The 13,850-nt window shown below is 60.2% G+C and carries 15 protein-coding genes; 11 read left to right on the forward strand and 4 right to left on the reverse strand.

The features are described 5' to 3' along the window. Positions 1-5: 5 nt before the first annotated feature. The 6 genes from L6D82_RS07705 to L6D82_RS07730 all read left to right on the forward strand — a co-directional run bounded on the left by L6D82_RS07705 (position 6) and on the right by L6D82_RS07730 (position 6,770). The gene (locus L6D82_RS07705) at positions 6-836 is read left to right on the forward strand and encodes a carbohydrate ABC transporter permease (RefSeq protein ID WP_007957423.1); all 831 of its coding nucleotides are present in this window, start codon (positions 6-8) and stop codon (positions 834-836) included. Between the two features lie 23 nt (positions 837-859). Further along, positions 860-1,963 (forward strand): ABC transporter ATP-binding protein, encoded by a 1,104-nt coding sequence (locus tag L6D82_RS07710; RefSeq protein WP_236188596.1) that lies wholly within the window; start codon positions 860-862, stop codon positions 1,961-1,963. A 16-nt stretch (positions 1,964-1,979) separates the two neighbouring features. Further along, positions 1,980-3,452 (forward strand): mannitol dehydrogenase family protein, encoded by a 1,473-nt coding sequence (locus tag L6D82_RS07715; protein WP_236188603.1) that lies wholly within the window; start codon positions 1,980-1,982, stop codon positions 3,450-3,452. Between the two features lie 204 nt (positions 3,453-3,656). After that, positions 3,657-5,153: a xylulokinase gene (xylB, locus tag L6D82_RS07720; protein ID WP_236188604.1), complete on the forward strand. Its 1,497-nt coding sequence runs from the start codon at positions 3,657-3,659 to the stop codon at positions 5,151-5,153. Positions 5,154-5,166: 13 nt separating this feature from the next. Next, positions 5,167-6,105, forward strand: coding sequence for a carbohydrate kinase family protein (locus tag L6D82_RS07725; RefSeq protein WP_236188605.1), 939 nt, complete (start codon positions 5,167-5,169; stop codon positions 6,103-6,105). A 44-nt stretch (positions 6,106-6,149) separates the two neighbouring features. Further along, positions 6,150-6,770: a transglycosylase SLT domain-containing protein gene (locus L6D82_RS07730; protein WP_236188607.1), complete on the forward strand. Its 621-nt coding sequence runs from the start codon at positions 6,150-6,152 to the stop codon at positions 6,768-6,770. Positions 6,771-6,914: 144 nt separating this feature from the next. Here the strand turns inward: L6D82_RS07730 and L6D82_RS07735 are convergent, their stop codons facing one another. Continuing rightward, a complete protein-coding gene (locus L6D82_RS07735; RefSeq protein WP_236188608.1) occupies positions 6,915-8,216 on the reverse strand; it encodes an OprD family porin in 1,302 nt (433 codons plus the stop codon). Positions 8,217-8,578: 362 nt separating this feature from the next. Here L6D82_RS07735 and L6D82_RS07740 point away from each other — a divergent pair, with 362 nt between their 5' ends. Continuing rightward, positions 8,579-10,564, forward strand: a complete 1,986-nt coding sequence (locus L6D82_RS07740) for a type VI secretion system Vgr family protein (RefSeq protein ID WP_236188609.1) — start codon at positions 8,579-8,581, stop codon at positions 10,562-10,564. Next, positions 10,564-11,112, forward strand: coding sequence for a hypothetical protein (locus L6D82_RS07745; protein WP_085745756.1), 549 nt, complete (start codon positions 10,564-10,566; stop codon positions 11,110-11,112). The genes L6D82_RS07740 and L6D82_RS07745 overlap by 1 nt, the downstream gene beginning before the upstream one ends. Before the next feature lie 61 nt (positions 11,113-11,173). On the opposite strand, the gene L6D82_RS07750 is transcribed toward L6D82_RS07745, so the two are convergent. Together L6D82_RS07750 and L6D82_RS07755 are read right to left on the reverse strand one after the other, a co-directional pair. After that, positions 11,174-11,470, reverse strand: coding sequence for a hypothetical protein (locus tag L6D82_RS07750; protein ID WP_085745757.1), 297 nt, complete (start codon positions 11,468-11,470; stop codon positions 11,174-11,176). 355 nt (positions 11,471-11,825) lie between these two features. Further along, the gene (locus L6D82_RS07755) at positions 11,826-11,963 is read right to left on the reverse strand and encodes a hypothetical protein (protein WP_176240475.1); all 138 of its coding nucleotides are present in this window, start codon (positions 11,961-11,963) and stop codon (positions 11,826-11,828) included. On the opposite strand from L6D82_RS07755, the gene L6D82_RS07760 reads away from it, so the two are divergent. Beyond that, the gene (locus L6D82_RS07760) at positions 11,956-12,216 is read left to right on the forward strand and encodes a DUF2790 domain-containing protein (RefSeq protein ID WP_236188610.1); all 261 of its coding nucleotides are present in this window, start codon (positions 11,956-11,958) and stop codon (positions 12,214-12,216) included. The two genes, L6D82_RS07755 and L6D82_RS07760, sit on opposite strands and share 8 nt — an antisense overlap. Before the next feature lie 90 nt (positions 12,217-12,306). Continuing rightward, the gene (locus L6D82_RS07765) at positions 12,307-12,705 is read left to right on the forward strand and encodes a hypothetical protein (protein WP_085745759.1); all 399 of its coding nucleotides are present in this window, start codon (positions 12,307-12,309) and stop codon (positions 12,703-12,705) included. On the opposite strand, the gene L6D82_RS07770 is transcribed toward L6D82_RS07765, so the two are convergent. Beyond that, positions 12,702-12,971 carry a DUF1652 domain-containing protein gene (locus L6D82_RS07770; RefSeq protein WP_085745760.1) on the reverse strand — a complete coding sequence of 90 codons (270 nt, stop codon included), beginning with the start codon at positions 12,969-12,971 and terminating at the stop codon, positions 12,702-12,704. The two genes, L6D82_RS07765 and L6D82_RS07770, sit on opposite strands and share 4 nt — an antisense overlap. A gap of 371 nt (positions 12,972-13,342) precedes the next feature. On the opposite strand from L6D82_RS07770, the gene eco reads away from it, so the two are divergent. Next, positions 13,343-13,828, forward strand: a complete 486-nt coding sequence (gene eco, locus L6D82_RS07775; RefSeq protein WP_085745761.1) for a serine protease inhibitor ecotin — start codon at positions 13,343-13,345, stop codon at positions 13,826-13,828. Positions 13,829-13,850: the final 22 nt, after the last annotated feature.

The following is a 13,850-nucleotide window of genomic DNA, read 5'->3' on the forward strand; positions in this document are numbered from 1 at the left end:
CTGCCATGACTCTTCAACAATCCCGCCGGCTGCAAAGCCTGCTGCTCGGCACGCTGGCCTGGGCCATCGCGATCATCATTTTCTTCCCGATCTTCTGGATGGTGCTGACCAGTTTCAAGACCGAAATCGACGCCTTCGCCACGCCGCCGCAGTTCATCTTCACGCCGACGCTGGAGAACTACCTGCACATCAACGAGCGCAGCGATTACTTCAGTTTCGCCTGGAACTCGGTGGTGATTTCCTTCAGCGCCACGGCTCTGTGCCTGCTGATTGCGGTGCCGGCGGCCTACTCGATGGCGTTCTACGAAACCCAGCGCACCAAGGGCACGCTGCTGTGGATGCTCTCCACCAAGATGCTGCCGCCGGTGGGCGTGCTGATGCCGATCTACCTGCTGGCCAAGAGTTTCGGCCTGCTCGACACGCGCATTGCGCTGATCGTGATCTACACGCTGATCAACCTGCCGATCGTGGTCTGGATGGTTTACACCTACTTCAAGGACATCCCCAAAGACATCCTCGAAGCCGCCCGCCTCGACGGCGCCACCCTCGCCCAGGAAATGCTCCGCGTGCTGCTGCCGATCGCCAAGGGTGGCCTCGCCTCGACCGTGCTGCTGTCGCTGATCCTGTGCTGGAACGAGGCGTTCTGGTCGCTGAACCTGACCTCGTCCAAAGCCGCGCCACTGACCGCGTTGATCGCCTCCTACTCAAGCCCCGAAGGATTGTTCTGGGCCAAGTTGTCGGCTGTCTCGACGCTGGCCTGCGCGCCGATCCTGATCTTCGGCTGGATCAGCCAGAAACAACTGGTGCGCGGCCTGTCGTTCGGCGCCGTCAAATAAGAATTCGCAAAAGGAGCGCCATCATGGCCAACCTGAAAATCAAGAATCTGCAAAAAGGCTTCGAAGGTTTTTCCATCATCAAGGGCATCGACCTTGAGGTGAACGACAAGGAATTCGTGGTGTTCGTCGGCCCGTCGGGCTGCGGCAAATCCACCCTGCTGCGACTGATCGCCGGTCTTGAAGAAGTCAGCGGCGGCACCATCGAACTGGACGGACGAGACATCACCGAAGTCAGCCCGGCCAAGCGTGATCTGGCGATGGTGTTCCAGACCTACGCGCTGTACCCGCACATGACCGTGAAGAAAAACATGTCGTTCGCCCTCGATCTGGCCGGCGTACCGAAGGCTGAAGTCGAGAAGAAAGTCGGCGAAGCTGCGCGCATACTCGAACTGGGCCCGATGCTCGAACGCAAGCCGAAACAACTGTCCGGCGGCCAGCGTCAGCGCGTTGCCATCGGCCGGGCAATCGTGCGCAACCCGAAAATCTTCCTGTTCGATGAGCCGCTGTCCAACCTCGACGCCGCCCTGCGGGTACAGATGCGCCTGGAGCTGCTGCGCCTGCACAAAGATTTGAAAGCGACGATGATCTACGTGACCCACGATCAGGTCGAAGCCATGACCATGGCCGACAAGGTCGTGGTGCTCAATGGCGGCAAGATCGAGCAGGTCGGCTCGCCGCTGGAGCTGTATCACAATCCCGCCAACCTGTTCGTCGCCGGTTTCCTCGGCACGCCGAAAATGGGCTTTCTCAAAGGCCAGATCGCGCGCATCGACGGCGCGAGCTGCGAAGTCTCGCTGGACGCCGGCACCCGCATCACCCTGCCGTTCAACGCGTCGAACCTGAGCGTCGGCAGCGCCGTGACCCTGGGCATTCGCCCGGAACATCTGGAACTGGCGCAACCGGGCGACTGCACCCTGCCAGTCACCGCCGACGTCAGCGAACGGCTGGGCAGCGACACCTTCTGCCACGTCAAGACCAACGCCGGCGAAGCCCTCACCATGCGCGTGCGCGGTGATCTGGCGAGCCGTTACGGCGAACAATTGAACCTGCACCTGGACGCTGCCCACTGCCATCTGTTCGATGCCGACGGCGTGGCGCTGACCCGCCCGCTGCGCGCGGCCGCCTGATTTCGAGACTGACCCGATGAAACTGAACAAGCAAAACCTCAACCGCCTGGCCCTCGAAGTGAAGCTTCCGGCCTACAGCCTCAGCGACACCCGCCAGGGCATCGCCCACATTGGCGTCGGCGGCTTCCATCGCGCGCATCAGGCGTATTACACCGATGCGCTGATGAACACCGGCGAAGCGCTGGACTGGGCGATTTGCGGCGTCGGCCTGCGCGCCGAAGACCGCCGCGCCCGCGACGATCTCAAGGAGCAGGACTACCTGTTCACCCTGTTCGAACTCGGCGACAGCGACGACACCGAAGTCCGGGTCATCGGCGCGATCCGCGACATGCTGCTGGCCGAGGACAGCGCCCAGGTGCTGATCGACAAGCTCGCGGATCCGCAGATCCGCATCGTCTCGCTGACCATCACTGAGGGCGGTTATTGCATCGACGACAGCAACGGCGAATTCATGGCGCACCTGCCGCAGATTCAGCACGACCTGACGAACCCGCAACAGCCGAAAACCGTGTTCGGTTTCCTCTGCGCGGCACTGTCCCGACGCCGTGCGGCGGGCATTCCGGCGTTCACGGTGATGTCTTGCGATAACCTGCCACACAATGGCGCCGTCACCCGCAAGGCACTGCTGGCCTTTACCGCTTTGCTGGATCCGGACCTGCGCGAGTGGATCGACACCAACGTCAGTTTCCCCAACGCCATGGTCGATCGCATCACGCCGATGACCAGCACCGCGCATCGCCTGCAACTGGCGGACAAACACGCCGTTGACGACGCCTGGCCTGTTGTGTGCGAACCGTTCGTGCAATGGGTGCTGGAAGACAAGTTCGTCAACGGCCGCCCGGCCTGGGAAAAGGTCGGCGTGCAGTTCACCGATGATGTTTCGCCCTACGAAGAGATGAAGATCAAACTGCTCAACGGCAGTCACCTGGCCCTGACTTATCTGGGCTTTTTGAAGGGTTACCGCTTCGTTCACGAAACCATGAACGACCCGTTGTTCGTGCGCTACATGCGCGCCTATATGGACCTGGACGTGACCCCGCAACTGGCGCCGGTGCCGGGGATCGACCTGACCGAGTACAAGGACACGCTGGTGGCGCGGTTTTCCAATCAGGCGATTGCCGATCAGCTTGAGCGGGTTTGTTCGGATGGGTCGTCGAAGTTTCCCAAGTTCACTATTCCGACGATCAATCGGTTGATTGCCGATGGGCAGGAGACCAAACGGGCAGCGTTGGTGGTGGCGGCCTGGGCGCTTTACTTGAAGGGTGTGGATGAGAATGGTGACACTTATTCGATTCCGGATCCTCGGGCCGCGTTCTGTCAGGGGTTGGTGGCAGAGGATGCTTTGATCACTGAGCGGTTATTGGGGGTTGAGGAGATTTTCGGGGTGGCGATACCGCGTTCGCCAGATTTTGTTGCGGCGTTTGAGTGGTGCCTGAATAGCTTGCGTGAAGAAGGCGTCACTCGGACTCTCGAGCGTATTCTGGCCTGAAAAGCCCCTCACCCCAGCCCTCTCCCAGAGGGAGAGGGAGCCGACCGAGGCGCACTGTTGAGGTACATCGACCTGAACGTTTTGAGTCGAACTCAGGTTTTGAAACCGATACAAATCTGCTCCCTTTCCCCCCTCTCCCCTCTGGGGAGAGGGCTGGGGTGAGGGGTGGCCCTTGATCTTCACCGCGAATCAACAGGTTCACTCATGAACAACCAACAACTATTCCTCGGCATCGACTGCGGCACCCAAGGCACCAAAGCCATCATCCTCGACGCTGTCAGCGGTCAGGTTCTCGGCCAGGGCGCCGCCGCCCACACGATGATCAGCGGCGCCAACGGCCGTCGCGAGCAAGACACCGCGCAATGGCTGGAAGCCTTCGCCCTCGCCACCCGCCGCGCTTTATTGGCGGCAAATGTCGACGGCCAGTCGATCCAGGGCATTGGCGTTTCCGGCCAGCAACACGGCCTGGTGCTGCTCGACGATCAAGGCCAGGTCCTACGCCCGGCCAAGCTTTGGTGCGACACCGAAACCACGCCTGAAAACGATCGCCTGCTGACTCACCTGGGCAGTGAACAAGGCTCGCTGGAACGTCTCGGCGTGGTCATTGCGCCGGGCTACACCGTCTCCAAACTGTTGTGGACCAAGGAACAGCATCCGGATGTGTTCTCGCGCATCGCGCGAGTTCTGCTGCCCCACGACTACCTGAATTTCTGGCTCACCGGTCGTGCATGCAGCGAATACGGCGATGCGTCCGGCACCGGCTATTTCAACGTGCGCACCCGTCAATGGGATCTGCAGCTGCTGCGCGACATCGACGCCAGCGGTCGTCTGCAATCCGCGCTGCCAGAGCTGATCGATGCCCATCAAACGGTCGGCACAATTCTGCCGGCGGTCGCCGAACAACTGGGCATCAACCCCAACGCACTGGTGTCCAGCGGTGGCGGCGACAACATGATGGGCGCCATCGGCACCGGCAATATTCAGCCGGGGGCGATCACCATGAGCCTCGGTTCTTCCGGCACGGTGTACGCCTACGCCGAGGCACCGAAGGTCAGCCTGGACGCGTCGGTCGCGACCTTCTGTTCGTCAAGCGGCGGCTGGCTGCCGTTGATCTGCACCATGAACCTGACCAACGCCACCGGCGCGATCCGCGAACTGTTCAACCTCGATCTCGACGCCTTCAATGCCTTGGTGGACCAGGCCCCGATCGGCGCAGAAGGCGTAAGCATGTTGCCGTTCCTCAACGGCGAACGCGTGCCGCCCCTGCCCCACGCCACCGGCAGCCTGCACGGCCTGACGATCGATAACCTGACCCAGGCCAATCTGTGCCGCGCCGCCGTCGAGGGCACCACCTTCGGCCTGCGTTATGGACTGGATCTGCTACGCCAGAATGGTTTACAAAGCCGCAGCATTTGCCTGATCGGCGGCGGTTCGAAAAGCGCGGTGTGGCGGCAGATCGTCGCCGACATCATGAACACCCCGGTGATCTGCACCGAGCAGAGCGAAGCCGCCGCCCTTGGCGCGGCGATTCAGGCGGCGTGGTGCAAGTCGTGGTCGAACGGCCACGAAGACACCCTGGCCGATCTGTGCCAGCGCTGCGTGAAGCTCGACCTGAACAGTGAAACCCTGCCGGTTGCCGCGAATGTTGCGGCGTTCCAGCAGGCCTATGAACGCTATCGACTGCATGTCGCAACCTTATAAAGAGCAAACAACTATGTACCTGGTGTGTGGCGAAGCGCTGTTCGATTTCTTCAGCGAAGACGATGCCGGCGGGCAGGCATCGAAAGTCAATTTCAAGGCGATTGCCGGTGGTTCACCGTTCAACGTGGCGGTGGGTTTGCGCCGACTGGGCGTGGATTCGGCGCTGTTTGGCGGGTTGTCCACCGACTACCTCGGCCGGCGCTTGCAGCAAGTGCTGCAGGATGAATGCGTACGCCCGGATTACCTGGTGGATTTCGCCGCGCCGACCACCCTGGCGATGGTCGCGGTGGGCGCCAATGGCTCGCCGCATTACAGCTTCCGTGGCGAGGGTTGCGCCGACCGCCAGTTGAGCCTGGCGCACCTGCCGACGCTGGGCCCTGAAGTGCGCGGCTTGCACTTCGGTTCCTTCTCACTGGTGGTGCAGCCGATTGCCGATACCTTGCTTGCGCTGGTGCAGCGTGAAAGCGGCAAACGCCTGATCAGCCTCGACCCGAACGTGCGCCTCAACCCCGAGCCGAACATCGACCTGTGGCGCGAACGAATCGCTACGCTGGTGCCGTTGGCGGACTTGATCAAAGTCAGCGACGAAGACTTGAGCCTGCTGTACCCCGAACAAGATCCGGCGCGCGTCATCGAAGGCTGGTTGCAGCATCGCTGCCAGGTCGTGTTCCTGACCCGTGGCGGTGAAGGCGCGACCGTGTTCAGCCGTGCCCACGGTTCATGGTCGGTGCCGGCAAGCTCGGTGAAGATTGCCGACACCGTCGGCGCCGGCGATACCTTCCAGGCCGCTTTGATCACCTGGCTGACCGAACATGAACTGGATTCGGTGGAAGGTGTTCAGCACCTTAACCGCGAGCAGATCGACGGCATGCTCAGGTTTGCCGTACAGGCCGCCGCCCTTACATGCAGTAAAACAGGTCCGGATTTGCCTTATCGCCACCAGTTGACCTGACCGCGTAGACTGGCGCCCTTTTTTGCACGACGGGATGACGGCTTTTGAATTCGCGGCGCACGGTTGGACTGTTGGTATTGGCGGCACTGTTGACCGGTTGCGGAACATCGCCGCCGCGTTCGCCGGAAAACCTCTGCGAGATTTTCCGCGAAAAAAGTGATTGGTACGACGCGGCGCAAGTCACGCAAAAGCGCTGGGGCGTACCGATCCAGGTGCCGTTCGCGATCATGTATCAGGAGTCCGGCTACCGCTATGACGCCAAGACGCCGCGCAAATACCTGCTGTGGGTGATCCCATGGGGTCGCGTCACGACAGCCTCGGGTTATGCGCAGGCCAAGGATGAAGTCTGGTCCGACTACCAGAAAAGCACCGGCCGATATGGCGCCGACCGCGAGGACTTCGACGACGCCATCGACTTCGTCGGCTGGTACATGGACAAGACCACCTCGATCAACGGCGTGTACAAGTACGACGCCTACAACCAATACCTCAATTACCACGAAGGCTGGGGCGGTTTCCGCCAGAAGACTTATGCCAGCAAGGCGTGGCTGATGCCGGTGGCGCGCAAGGTGCAGAACCGCTCGGACATGTACGGTCAGCAATACGCGGCGTGCAAGGATGATCTGAATCGCGGGTTCTGGAGCCGGTTCTGGCATTGGCTCTGATCCTCAGCGCTCTTAAGGACGCCTTCGCTGGCAAGCCAGCTCCCACAGGGATCTACGGTAACCACAACTTTAGAGAACGACGTAGATCCTGTGGGAGCGGGCTTGCCCGCGAAGGCGTCAGTTCAAACACCGCCGACCGATGGGTTACAACACCGAAAAGTTGTAACTCAGGATCAACCGGGTCTCATCCACGTCCCGGGCGAACTTCTCGTAGTTGGTGCGGTAAGTCGCATTACGCAACCGCAGGCTGACGTCCTTGAACGTCCCGTTCTGAATCACGTACTTCAGCTCGCTGTCACGTTCCCACTCTTTGCCTTCCTGATCGCTCCCCGGAACCTTGATATGGTCGCCGTTCACATAACGGGTCAGGAAGCTCAGGCCATTGATGCCGATCGCCTTGAAGTCATAGTCATAACGCAGCTGCCAGGAACGCTCCTGGGCAGCTGCGAAGTCGTTGACCTGCACGTAGTTCACCAGATACGGGTTGCTGCCATCCAGATACGGCATCGAGTTGTCACCGTTCATGCGCTGCCAACCGGCACTGAAGGTATGACCGCTGATGCCGTAGGACAGCATGCCGCTCAACGCGCGGTTGTCGATGGAACCGGCTTTCGCATCACCGCTGTCGGCGCTTTTCAGCAAACGCAGATCGGCTTTCAACACACCGTCACCCAGCGGCTGATTGGCCAGCAGACCCACGAAGTGCTGGCGATAGATGTCTTCCAGTTCGGCGTAGTGATACTGCGCGGTCAGGCGTTCGTTGATCTTGTAGTCGAAGCCGTACATGTCGAAATGATCGGCGGTGGTGTTGCACGCATAACGCTTGTTCTTGCAGTGCACGCGTATGTCTTGCGAATCGGTCGAGTCCCGGGCGGTGTACTTGTCCAGACGCGCGGCCATGAAGGTCAGGTCCTTCACCTCTTTGGAGGTCAGCATCGCACCGTTGAACATGGTCGGCAGCAGGCGGCCGTCGTTGTACTTGAGCAGCGGCAGATCCGGCAGCAGCGCGCCGTACTTCAGCACCGTATCCGAGACTTTGACCTTGGCGGTCAGGCCCATTTTTGCGTACTGACCTTTCGAACCGCGCGGGTTGTCGCCGCTGGACGGCAGCAGGCCGCTGTTGCTGCGATCCGGGCTGGAATCGAGCTGGAAACCCGCCATGCCCAGCGCATCGATCCCGAAACCCACGGTGCCTTCGGTGTAGCCCGATTGCAGATTGAGAATGAAACCCTGCGCCGACTCTTCGCGCTTGGACGCGCCCTGATCACTGGAGGTGTGCCCGTCACGGAAATCGCGGTTGAAGTACACCGTGCGCGATTCGATCTTCGCCGTGGTGTCTTCGAAAAAACCGCTGGCCTGGACCTGTGCGGTAAAACCGGCGCACAGCACAAAGGCTCCGAAGCCAAGCGACTGGCGCGGGGTGATGAGGGAAAATGGGGGACGCATTGAAAACTCCAACAGAACAACGATTGCGCATAGGCGCAAACAACCAGAAATAGCTCCCGTCCCGGATCGATAAAGAACCGGGAGGCAGTGAACACGCGGGGGTGAACGGCAATGATGGCAGATGGCTTTGACGTGCTACAGGCGACTTTAGTCTGAAACTGACTGGTTGTTCCCGGACGCGGTATTCGGCGTTCGCGACAGACTGGTTCGTCCGCAAGTGCCTGTTTTACTGGGCCAAACCGTGGGCCTAAGGGTTTTCCCTATGGGTTCTGACCACTGCCTCTACGGCATTTGCGCCTTGAACGAGGCGATTTAATCCTGCACCATCCGCCCACGCTAATCCAAAGGACGGAAATCAAGGCATGCTGGACGCCAACGCTACCCACATTACCCTCACGCTCGAAGGCGCTTCCGCCGACCTGCAAGTCCTCAGCTTCACCGGTCGCGAAGCCCTCAACGAGCCGTTCCGTTTCGACATCGAACTGGTCAGCGCCCGCCCCGACCTCAAACTTGAAGAACTCCTGCACAAGCCCGGCTGCCTGACCTTCGGCGCCACCGGCGAGGGCAAGATTCACGGTCTGGTGTATCGCATCGAGCAAGGCGATTCCGGCAAGACCCTGACCCGTTACAGCATCAGTCTGGTGCCGCAACTGGCCTACCTGCGGCACAACCATGACCAGCAGATCTTCCAGCAACTGACGGTGCCGAAGATCATTGCCCAGGTTCTGGAAGATCGCGGGGTTCTGGCCAACGCCTATAGCTTCCAGCTCAGCGCCGAATACCCGGAACGCGACTACTGCGTGCAGTACGACGAATCCGACCTGCATTTCATCCAGCGCTTGTGCGAAGAGGAAGGCATCCACTTCCACTTCCAGCACAGCAGCAGCGGCCACAAACTGGTGTTCGGCGATGACCAGACCGTGTTCCGCAAACTGAAACCGGTCAACTACCAGCAAGACTCGGGCATGACCGCCGACAAACCGGTGATCAAGCGTTTCAACCTGCGCCTGGAAACCCGTACCAGCCGCGTCAGCCGCCGCGATTATGATTTCGAGAAACCAAAGATTCTGCCTGAAGGCGCGGCCAAATCCGCGTTCATGCCGGACCTGGAAGACTACGACTACCCCGGCCGTTTCACCACGCGCGAGCGCGGCAAGTTCCTCTCGACCCGTGCGCTGGAGCGCCACCGCAGCGACTACAAACTCGCCGAAGGCAAGGGTGACGAACCGACCCTGACCAGCGGCCACTTCATGACCCTGGCCGAACACCCGCGCGCCGAATGGAACGACCTGTGGCTGCTGCTGGAAATCTTCCACGAAGGCAAGCAGCCACAAGTGCTGGGCGAAAACGTCACCAGCGACGTCACCGACCACAAGAGCGATTTCCACCAGGGCTACCGCAACAGCTTCGTGGCCACCCCGTGGGACGCCCACTACCGCCCTGCCCTCGAGCACCCGAAACCGAAAGTCCTCGGCAGCCAGACCGCGATCGTCACCGGCCCCGCCGGCGAAGAAATCCACTGCGACCAGTACGGCCGCGTGAAAGTGCAATTCCACTGGGACCGCGACGGCCAGGCCGACGACAAGACTACTTGCTGGCTACGCGTCGCCAGCGGCTGGGCCGGCGCTGCCTATGGCGGCATCGCCATCCCGCGCATCGGCATGGAAGTGCTGGTGACCTTCCTTGAAGGCGATCCCGACCAGCCGCTGGTCACCGGCTGCCTGTACCACAAGGAAAACGTCGTCCCTTACGACTTGCCGGCGAACAAGACCCGCAGCACCTTCAAAACCCTGAGTTCACCGGGCGGCAAGGGCTACAACGAGTTCCGTATCGAAGACAAGAAAGGCGTCGAGCAGATCTACATCCACGCCCAGCGCGACTGGGACGAAAACATCGAGCACGACCAGAAGATCCGCGTCGGCAACGAACGGCATGACACCGTCGAGGCCAATGTTTTAAGTGAATTCAAGGTCGAGGAACACCGCATCACCCACTTGGATCGCAAGAGCGAAATGCGCGCCAACGATCACCTGACTGTCGGCGTGACCCAACATGTGAAGGTCGGCACCGGGCAGTTCGTGGAAGCAGGCACGGAGATTCACTACCACGCTGGCGACAAAGTGGTTATCGAAGGTGGCATGGAACTCACGGCCAAGGCTGGCGGCAGTTTCGTCAAGGTTGATGCCGGTGGTGTGACCATCAGCGGTGCCGAGGTGAAGGCCAACACCGGCGGCGCGCCGGGCGCCGGCACCGGGATCGCGATTCTACCGCCGGTCATTCCAGCACCGGCCGCCAACGACAAGCCTGGCACCGTTGTTTCGCCGAAGCAGGTTGTGAAGTCGGCTTGATGCGCAACGCAGTCATCGCGGCTGGACTCATCGCATCAAGCCTTCATGTCTTTGCCGATCAGCCACCGTTCACGACGGTGGCTGAGTGTAATCTCGCCGGCTCCGACAGCAGAGTGTCCCTGCTGCGGGGCCATCCCCTCTCCGACTCTCACGTTTACAAAATCAGTCAGAAACACGAAACCAGATTCTTGTATGCGGATGCCGACGCGTCTAATGGCAGCCGTGTCGATTGGCAGTGCGTGTCTATAGGCAACGACGTGAATGTCTTGCTGATTACCGGCGAGTTCAGCTCCAACTACCAACAAGGCATCTTGTTCTTTCGAGATACAAGCGACAGACGGATACACCGTGTGGAGTTTGCCGAAAGGAACCGTCCTCGCTGGGTATTGAGCGGCTCGAAAAGCCCTCAAGTGATATTCGAGAACGTCGGACATGAAAGCGTCCACAAGTACCTGATTTACGGTCCGTCGGATGCTTACCTCGAAACGGATGAGCTGCCCGTTCCTGCAACCGGCGAATCGCTGATTGAGCTGAAACCTTACCCGTAGTCGCTGAGGTTTTTTCTTCAACGGGGGACCATCGCGTCCCCCGTTGAACGCTGGTGAAACGTCAGACCGGTGCGGTCCAGTTCAACATTTTCTGCTGCGCAACCTGAAGCAAATCACTGCCATCCTGCGTCAGCAGGTACAGCGCATGGGTGATGTGGGGGATGTCCTGGACGTCGGCGTGTTTGAAGCACAGGCAGTGCAGGGTTTCGAGCAGGTCGCTGGCGGCGCGGATGCGTTGCACGGCGGCTTCGAAGAGGTCTTTCGGGTTGGCTTGGGTGTCGATGACCAGCGGCGCGCTGTCGGTGACGCCGCTGTTGAGTGGGAGATAGCGGGCGGAGCTTGGTTTCAGGATTGGCATTGTCATTACTCGATAGGCTTCAATGACCCGCCGACACCGTGACCAAACGATGGGAGGCGGACTGTATGCAAGGCTTGGTCAACTGAGAAACCCGATCAGCTCGCCCGAAGGCGCCCCTGCACACAGCCGCCACAGCAATGTACTCCGAAGACGTGAGTGTCCGCGGCGCGAATCATGGCACAGATGTGTCGAGTTTTTCAGGTGACCAAACCTAAGCCGCTGATTTTGCAGCGACGCCAAACCATAACCGCCCCACTCCAGCCCCCGAAAGCAGACAAGGCATCCACCCTTGTAGGAATCCGCCGAGTCTCCCCCGCGAAACAATCCCCGCCCAGACAGCCGGCGTTCAGCCCGGTTAACCATCGCTTAACGCCGCGGTCAAAAACTCTACTGAACCGCACACCCTCAGCCCCAGGCTGACGCCGAGTGCGGCAGGTTTGGCTGGCAATCCGCCAAACTCCATTTCCGTCGCACCGGAGTCCATCATGAACATTCGTCCGTTCCTGCTCACCACCGCCCTCGTCTGCACCGCGTTTGCCGGGCTGGCCCAGGCCAATGACACCTCCAAGGCTGTTCCCTATGAATACGGCATGCCGCTGCATGTCGCCAAAGTGGTTTCCCTGACCGAGCCGCAGACGCAGGAGTGCAAGGTCATCACCGCCGACATGAAGTACCTCGACAGCACCGGGAAACCGGAAGAAATCAGTTACCGGAAATTATCTGACGCGTGCAGCTTCCAGAACTGACAGAAAGCTCTGATTTGCGGCTTTGCGGTAGGCGAGCACGGGTCTCGAAGAGTATGCTCGGGGCCCTCCTCACTGCCGCAAGGATTCGCCATGCAGTTGTCGTTTCGCACGCTCTCGACCATCACCTTTTCCCTGTGTTTTCTGCTGTCCCTGGCATGGGGTCTGGCGCCACAGATGTTGCTGGCGATCTGGAGCATCGAGTATTCGGAGGCAGCCGGATTCGTCGCACGGCGCAGCGCAGTGCTGTTTGCAGCGTTAGGAGTGATGTTTTATCTGGTACGCAACGCGCCGGTGTCGATCGCGCGCAATGCGCTGAGCAACGGCTTTATCGTCGGCTGTTTTGGCCTGGCGGTGCTGGGGTTTGCTGAATGGCTCAACGGCCACGCCGGCCCCGGGATTCTGCTCGCGGTGCTGGTCGAGTTCGCGCTGGGCCTTGGCTTCTTGCAGGCCCGGCGCGTGACGGTCGAACTGGGTGAAACAGTCGGTTAGACGACTCGGGATCGCGGCACTGAATGATGGATTGCCGTTTGTTGCGCAAGATCCGAGCGCAATCCGGCGATCAGGCCGTTGATTTCGCGACAGCTGTTCAAATGACTGGCATCAATGCCACTCACCTGCAACTCAACCTGATCGGTCTGGTGATCGCCATACACCTTGACGGTCATCGACAGATCCGGGGACAGCGTGCATTGGCAGCGTTTCGGTAGAAAACTGCTTTCTATGATGTTGCGGAGTTCCAAGGCAGACAGAAACATGGCGAAACCTCTCCTTACTGTGAGACTGCCAATCAAGTATTCACGTCGACCGTTGCCACGGCTTCCCACGGGTGTATCCCCGCTGAATCCCTGGGTGTGACAAGCGGCTGTACTGCGAAATGCCCATTGGAGTGTAGGCGCCCGAACTCGGTGCGCCGCACCAAATCAACGCATAAAACGTGCCTTTCATCAGGTTGCATTCACCTCCTTGCAAATCAAAGGCTTGGAAAAAAGGCAGGCCACTGGCCAGTTGCAAAATGCAAGATTCGATTGTGCAGGCACTGCAATTTGCATGCGGCTGGCGGTTTGCATTCATCGCCCTTGGCAGTGAGAATGCCCGTCAACCAACGTACACCCGCCAGGAGGCTTCAATGGGAAATTTCACTGTTTACGCGACCGCCGGCCTGATGCTCGCCAGCCTGTCCACCCTCACCCACGCCGCCAAACTTGAAGACACCGCGCCTTATCCGAAGGCCGAAGCGGGCTTCACTCGCCAAGTCATCCACCTGCCGCAGCAGGCCCAGGAAGAAAACTTCAAAGTCGAAATCCTCGCTGGCAAGACCCTCGAAGTCGACTGCAACCGCCAACGCCTGGGCGGCACCCTCGAAGAGAAAAACCTCGAAGGCTGGGGTTATCCGTTCTACCGCCTGGAAAAAGTCAGCGGCCCGATGAGCACGCTGATGGCCTGCCCGCCCGGCACCCAGAAAAAACGCGCATTCGTGCCGGTGATCGGTGACGGTTTCACCGTGCGCTACAACAGCAAGCTGCCGATCGTGATCTACGCACCGCAGGACGTCGAAGTGCGCTTCCGCATCTGGTCGGCCTCGGACAAGGTTGGCGTGGCCATTCCCGAGTAACTTCAAGCCACAACGCCGCACG

This window comes from Pseudomonas paraglycinae (assembly GCF_021601625.1).
GTDB classification, from domain to species: Bacteria; Pseudomonadota; Gammaproteobacteria; order Pseudomonadales; family Pseudomonadaceae; genus Aquipseudomonas; species Aquipseudomonas paraglycinae.

Coding starts and splice junctions, on each gene's coding strand:
- L6D82_RS07705 (WP_007957423.1), top strand. CDS start 6: ATGACTCTTCAACAATCCCGCCGGCTGCAAAGCCTGCTGCTCGGCACG.
- L6D82_RS07710 (WP_236188596.1), top strand. CDS start 860: ATGGCCAACCTGAAAATCAAGAATCTGCAAAAAGGCTTCGAAGGTTTT.
- L6D82_RS07715 (WP_236188603.1), top strand. CDS start 1,980: ATGAAACTGAACAAGCAAAACCTCAACCGCCTGGCCCTCGAAGTGAAG.
- xylB (WP_236188604.1), top strand. CDS start 3,657: ATGAACAACCAACAACTATTCCTCGGCATCGACTGCGGCACCCAAGGC.
- L6D82_RS07725 (WP_236188605.1), top strand. CDS start 5,167: ATGTACCTGGTGTGTGGCGAAGCGCTGTTCGATTTCTTCAGCGAAGAC.
- L6D82_RS07735 (WP_236188608.1), bottom strand. CDS start 8,216: ATGCGTCCCCCATTTTCCCTCATCACCCCGCGCCAGTCGCTTGGCTTC.
- L6D82_RS07740 (WP_236188609.1), top strand. CDS start 8,579: ATGCTGGACGCCAACGCTACCCACATTACCCTCACGCTCGAAGGCGCT.
- L6D82_RS07745 (WP_085745756.1), top strand. CDS start 10,564: ATGCGCAACGCAGTCATCGCGGCTGGACTCATCGCATCAAGCCTTCAT.
- L6D82_RS07750 (WP_085745757.1), bottom strand. CDS start 11,470: ATGCCAATCCTGAAACCAAGCTCCGCCCGCTATCTCCCACTCAACAGC.
- L6D82_RS07760 (WP_236188610.1), top strand. CDS start 11,956: ATGAACATTCGTCCGTTCCTGCTCACCACCGCCCTCGTCTGCACCGCG.
- L6D82_RS07755 (WP_176240475.1), bottom strand. CDS start 11,963: ATGTTCATGATGGACTCCGGTGCGACGGAAATGGAGTTTGGCGGATTG.
- L6D82_RS07765 (WP_085745759.1), top strand. CDS start 12,307: ATGCAGTTGTCGTTTCGCACGCTCTCGACCATCACCTTTTCCCTGTGT.
- L6D82_RS07770 (WP_085745760.1), bottom strand. CDS start 12,971: ATGTTTCTGTCTGCCTTGGAACTCCGCAACATCATAGAAAGCAGTTTT.
- eco (WP_085745761.1), top strand. CDS start 13,343: ATGGGAAATTTCACTGTTTACGCGACCGCCGGCCTGATGCTCGCCAGC.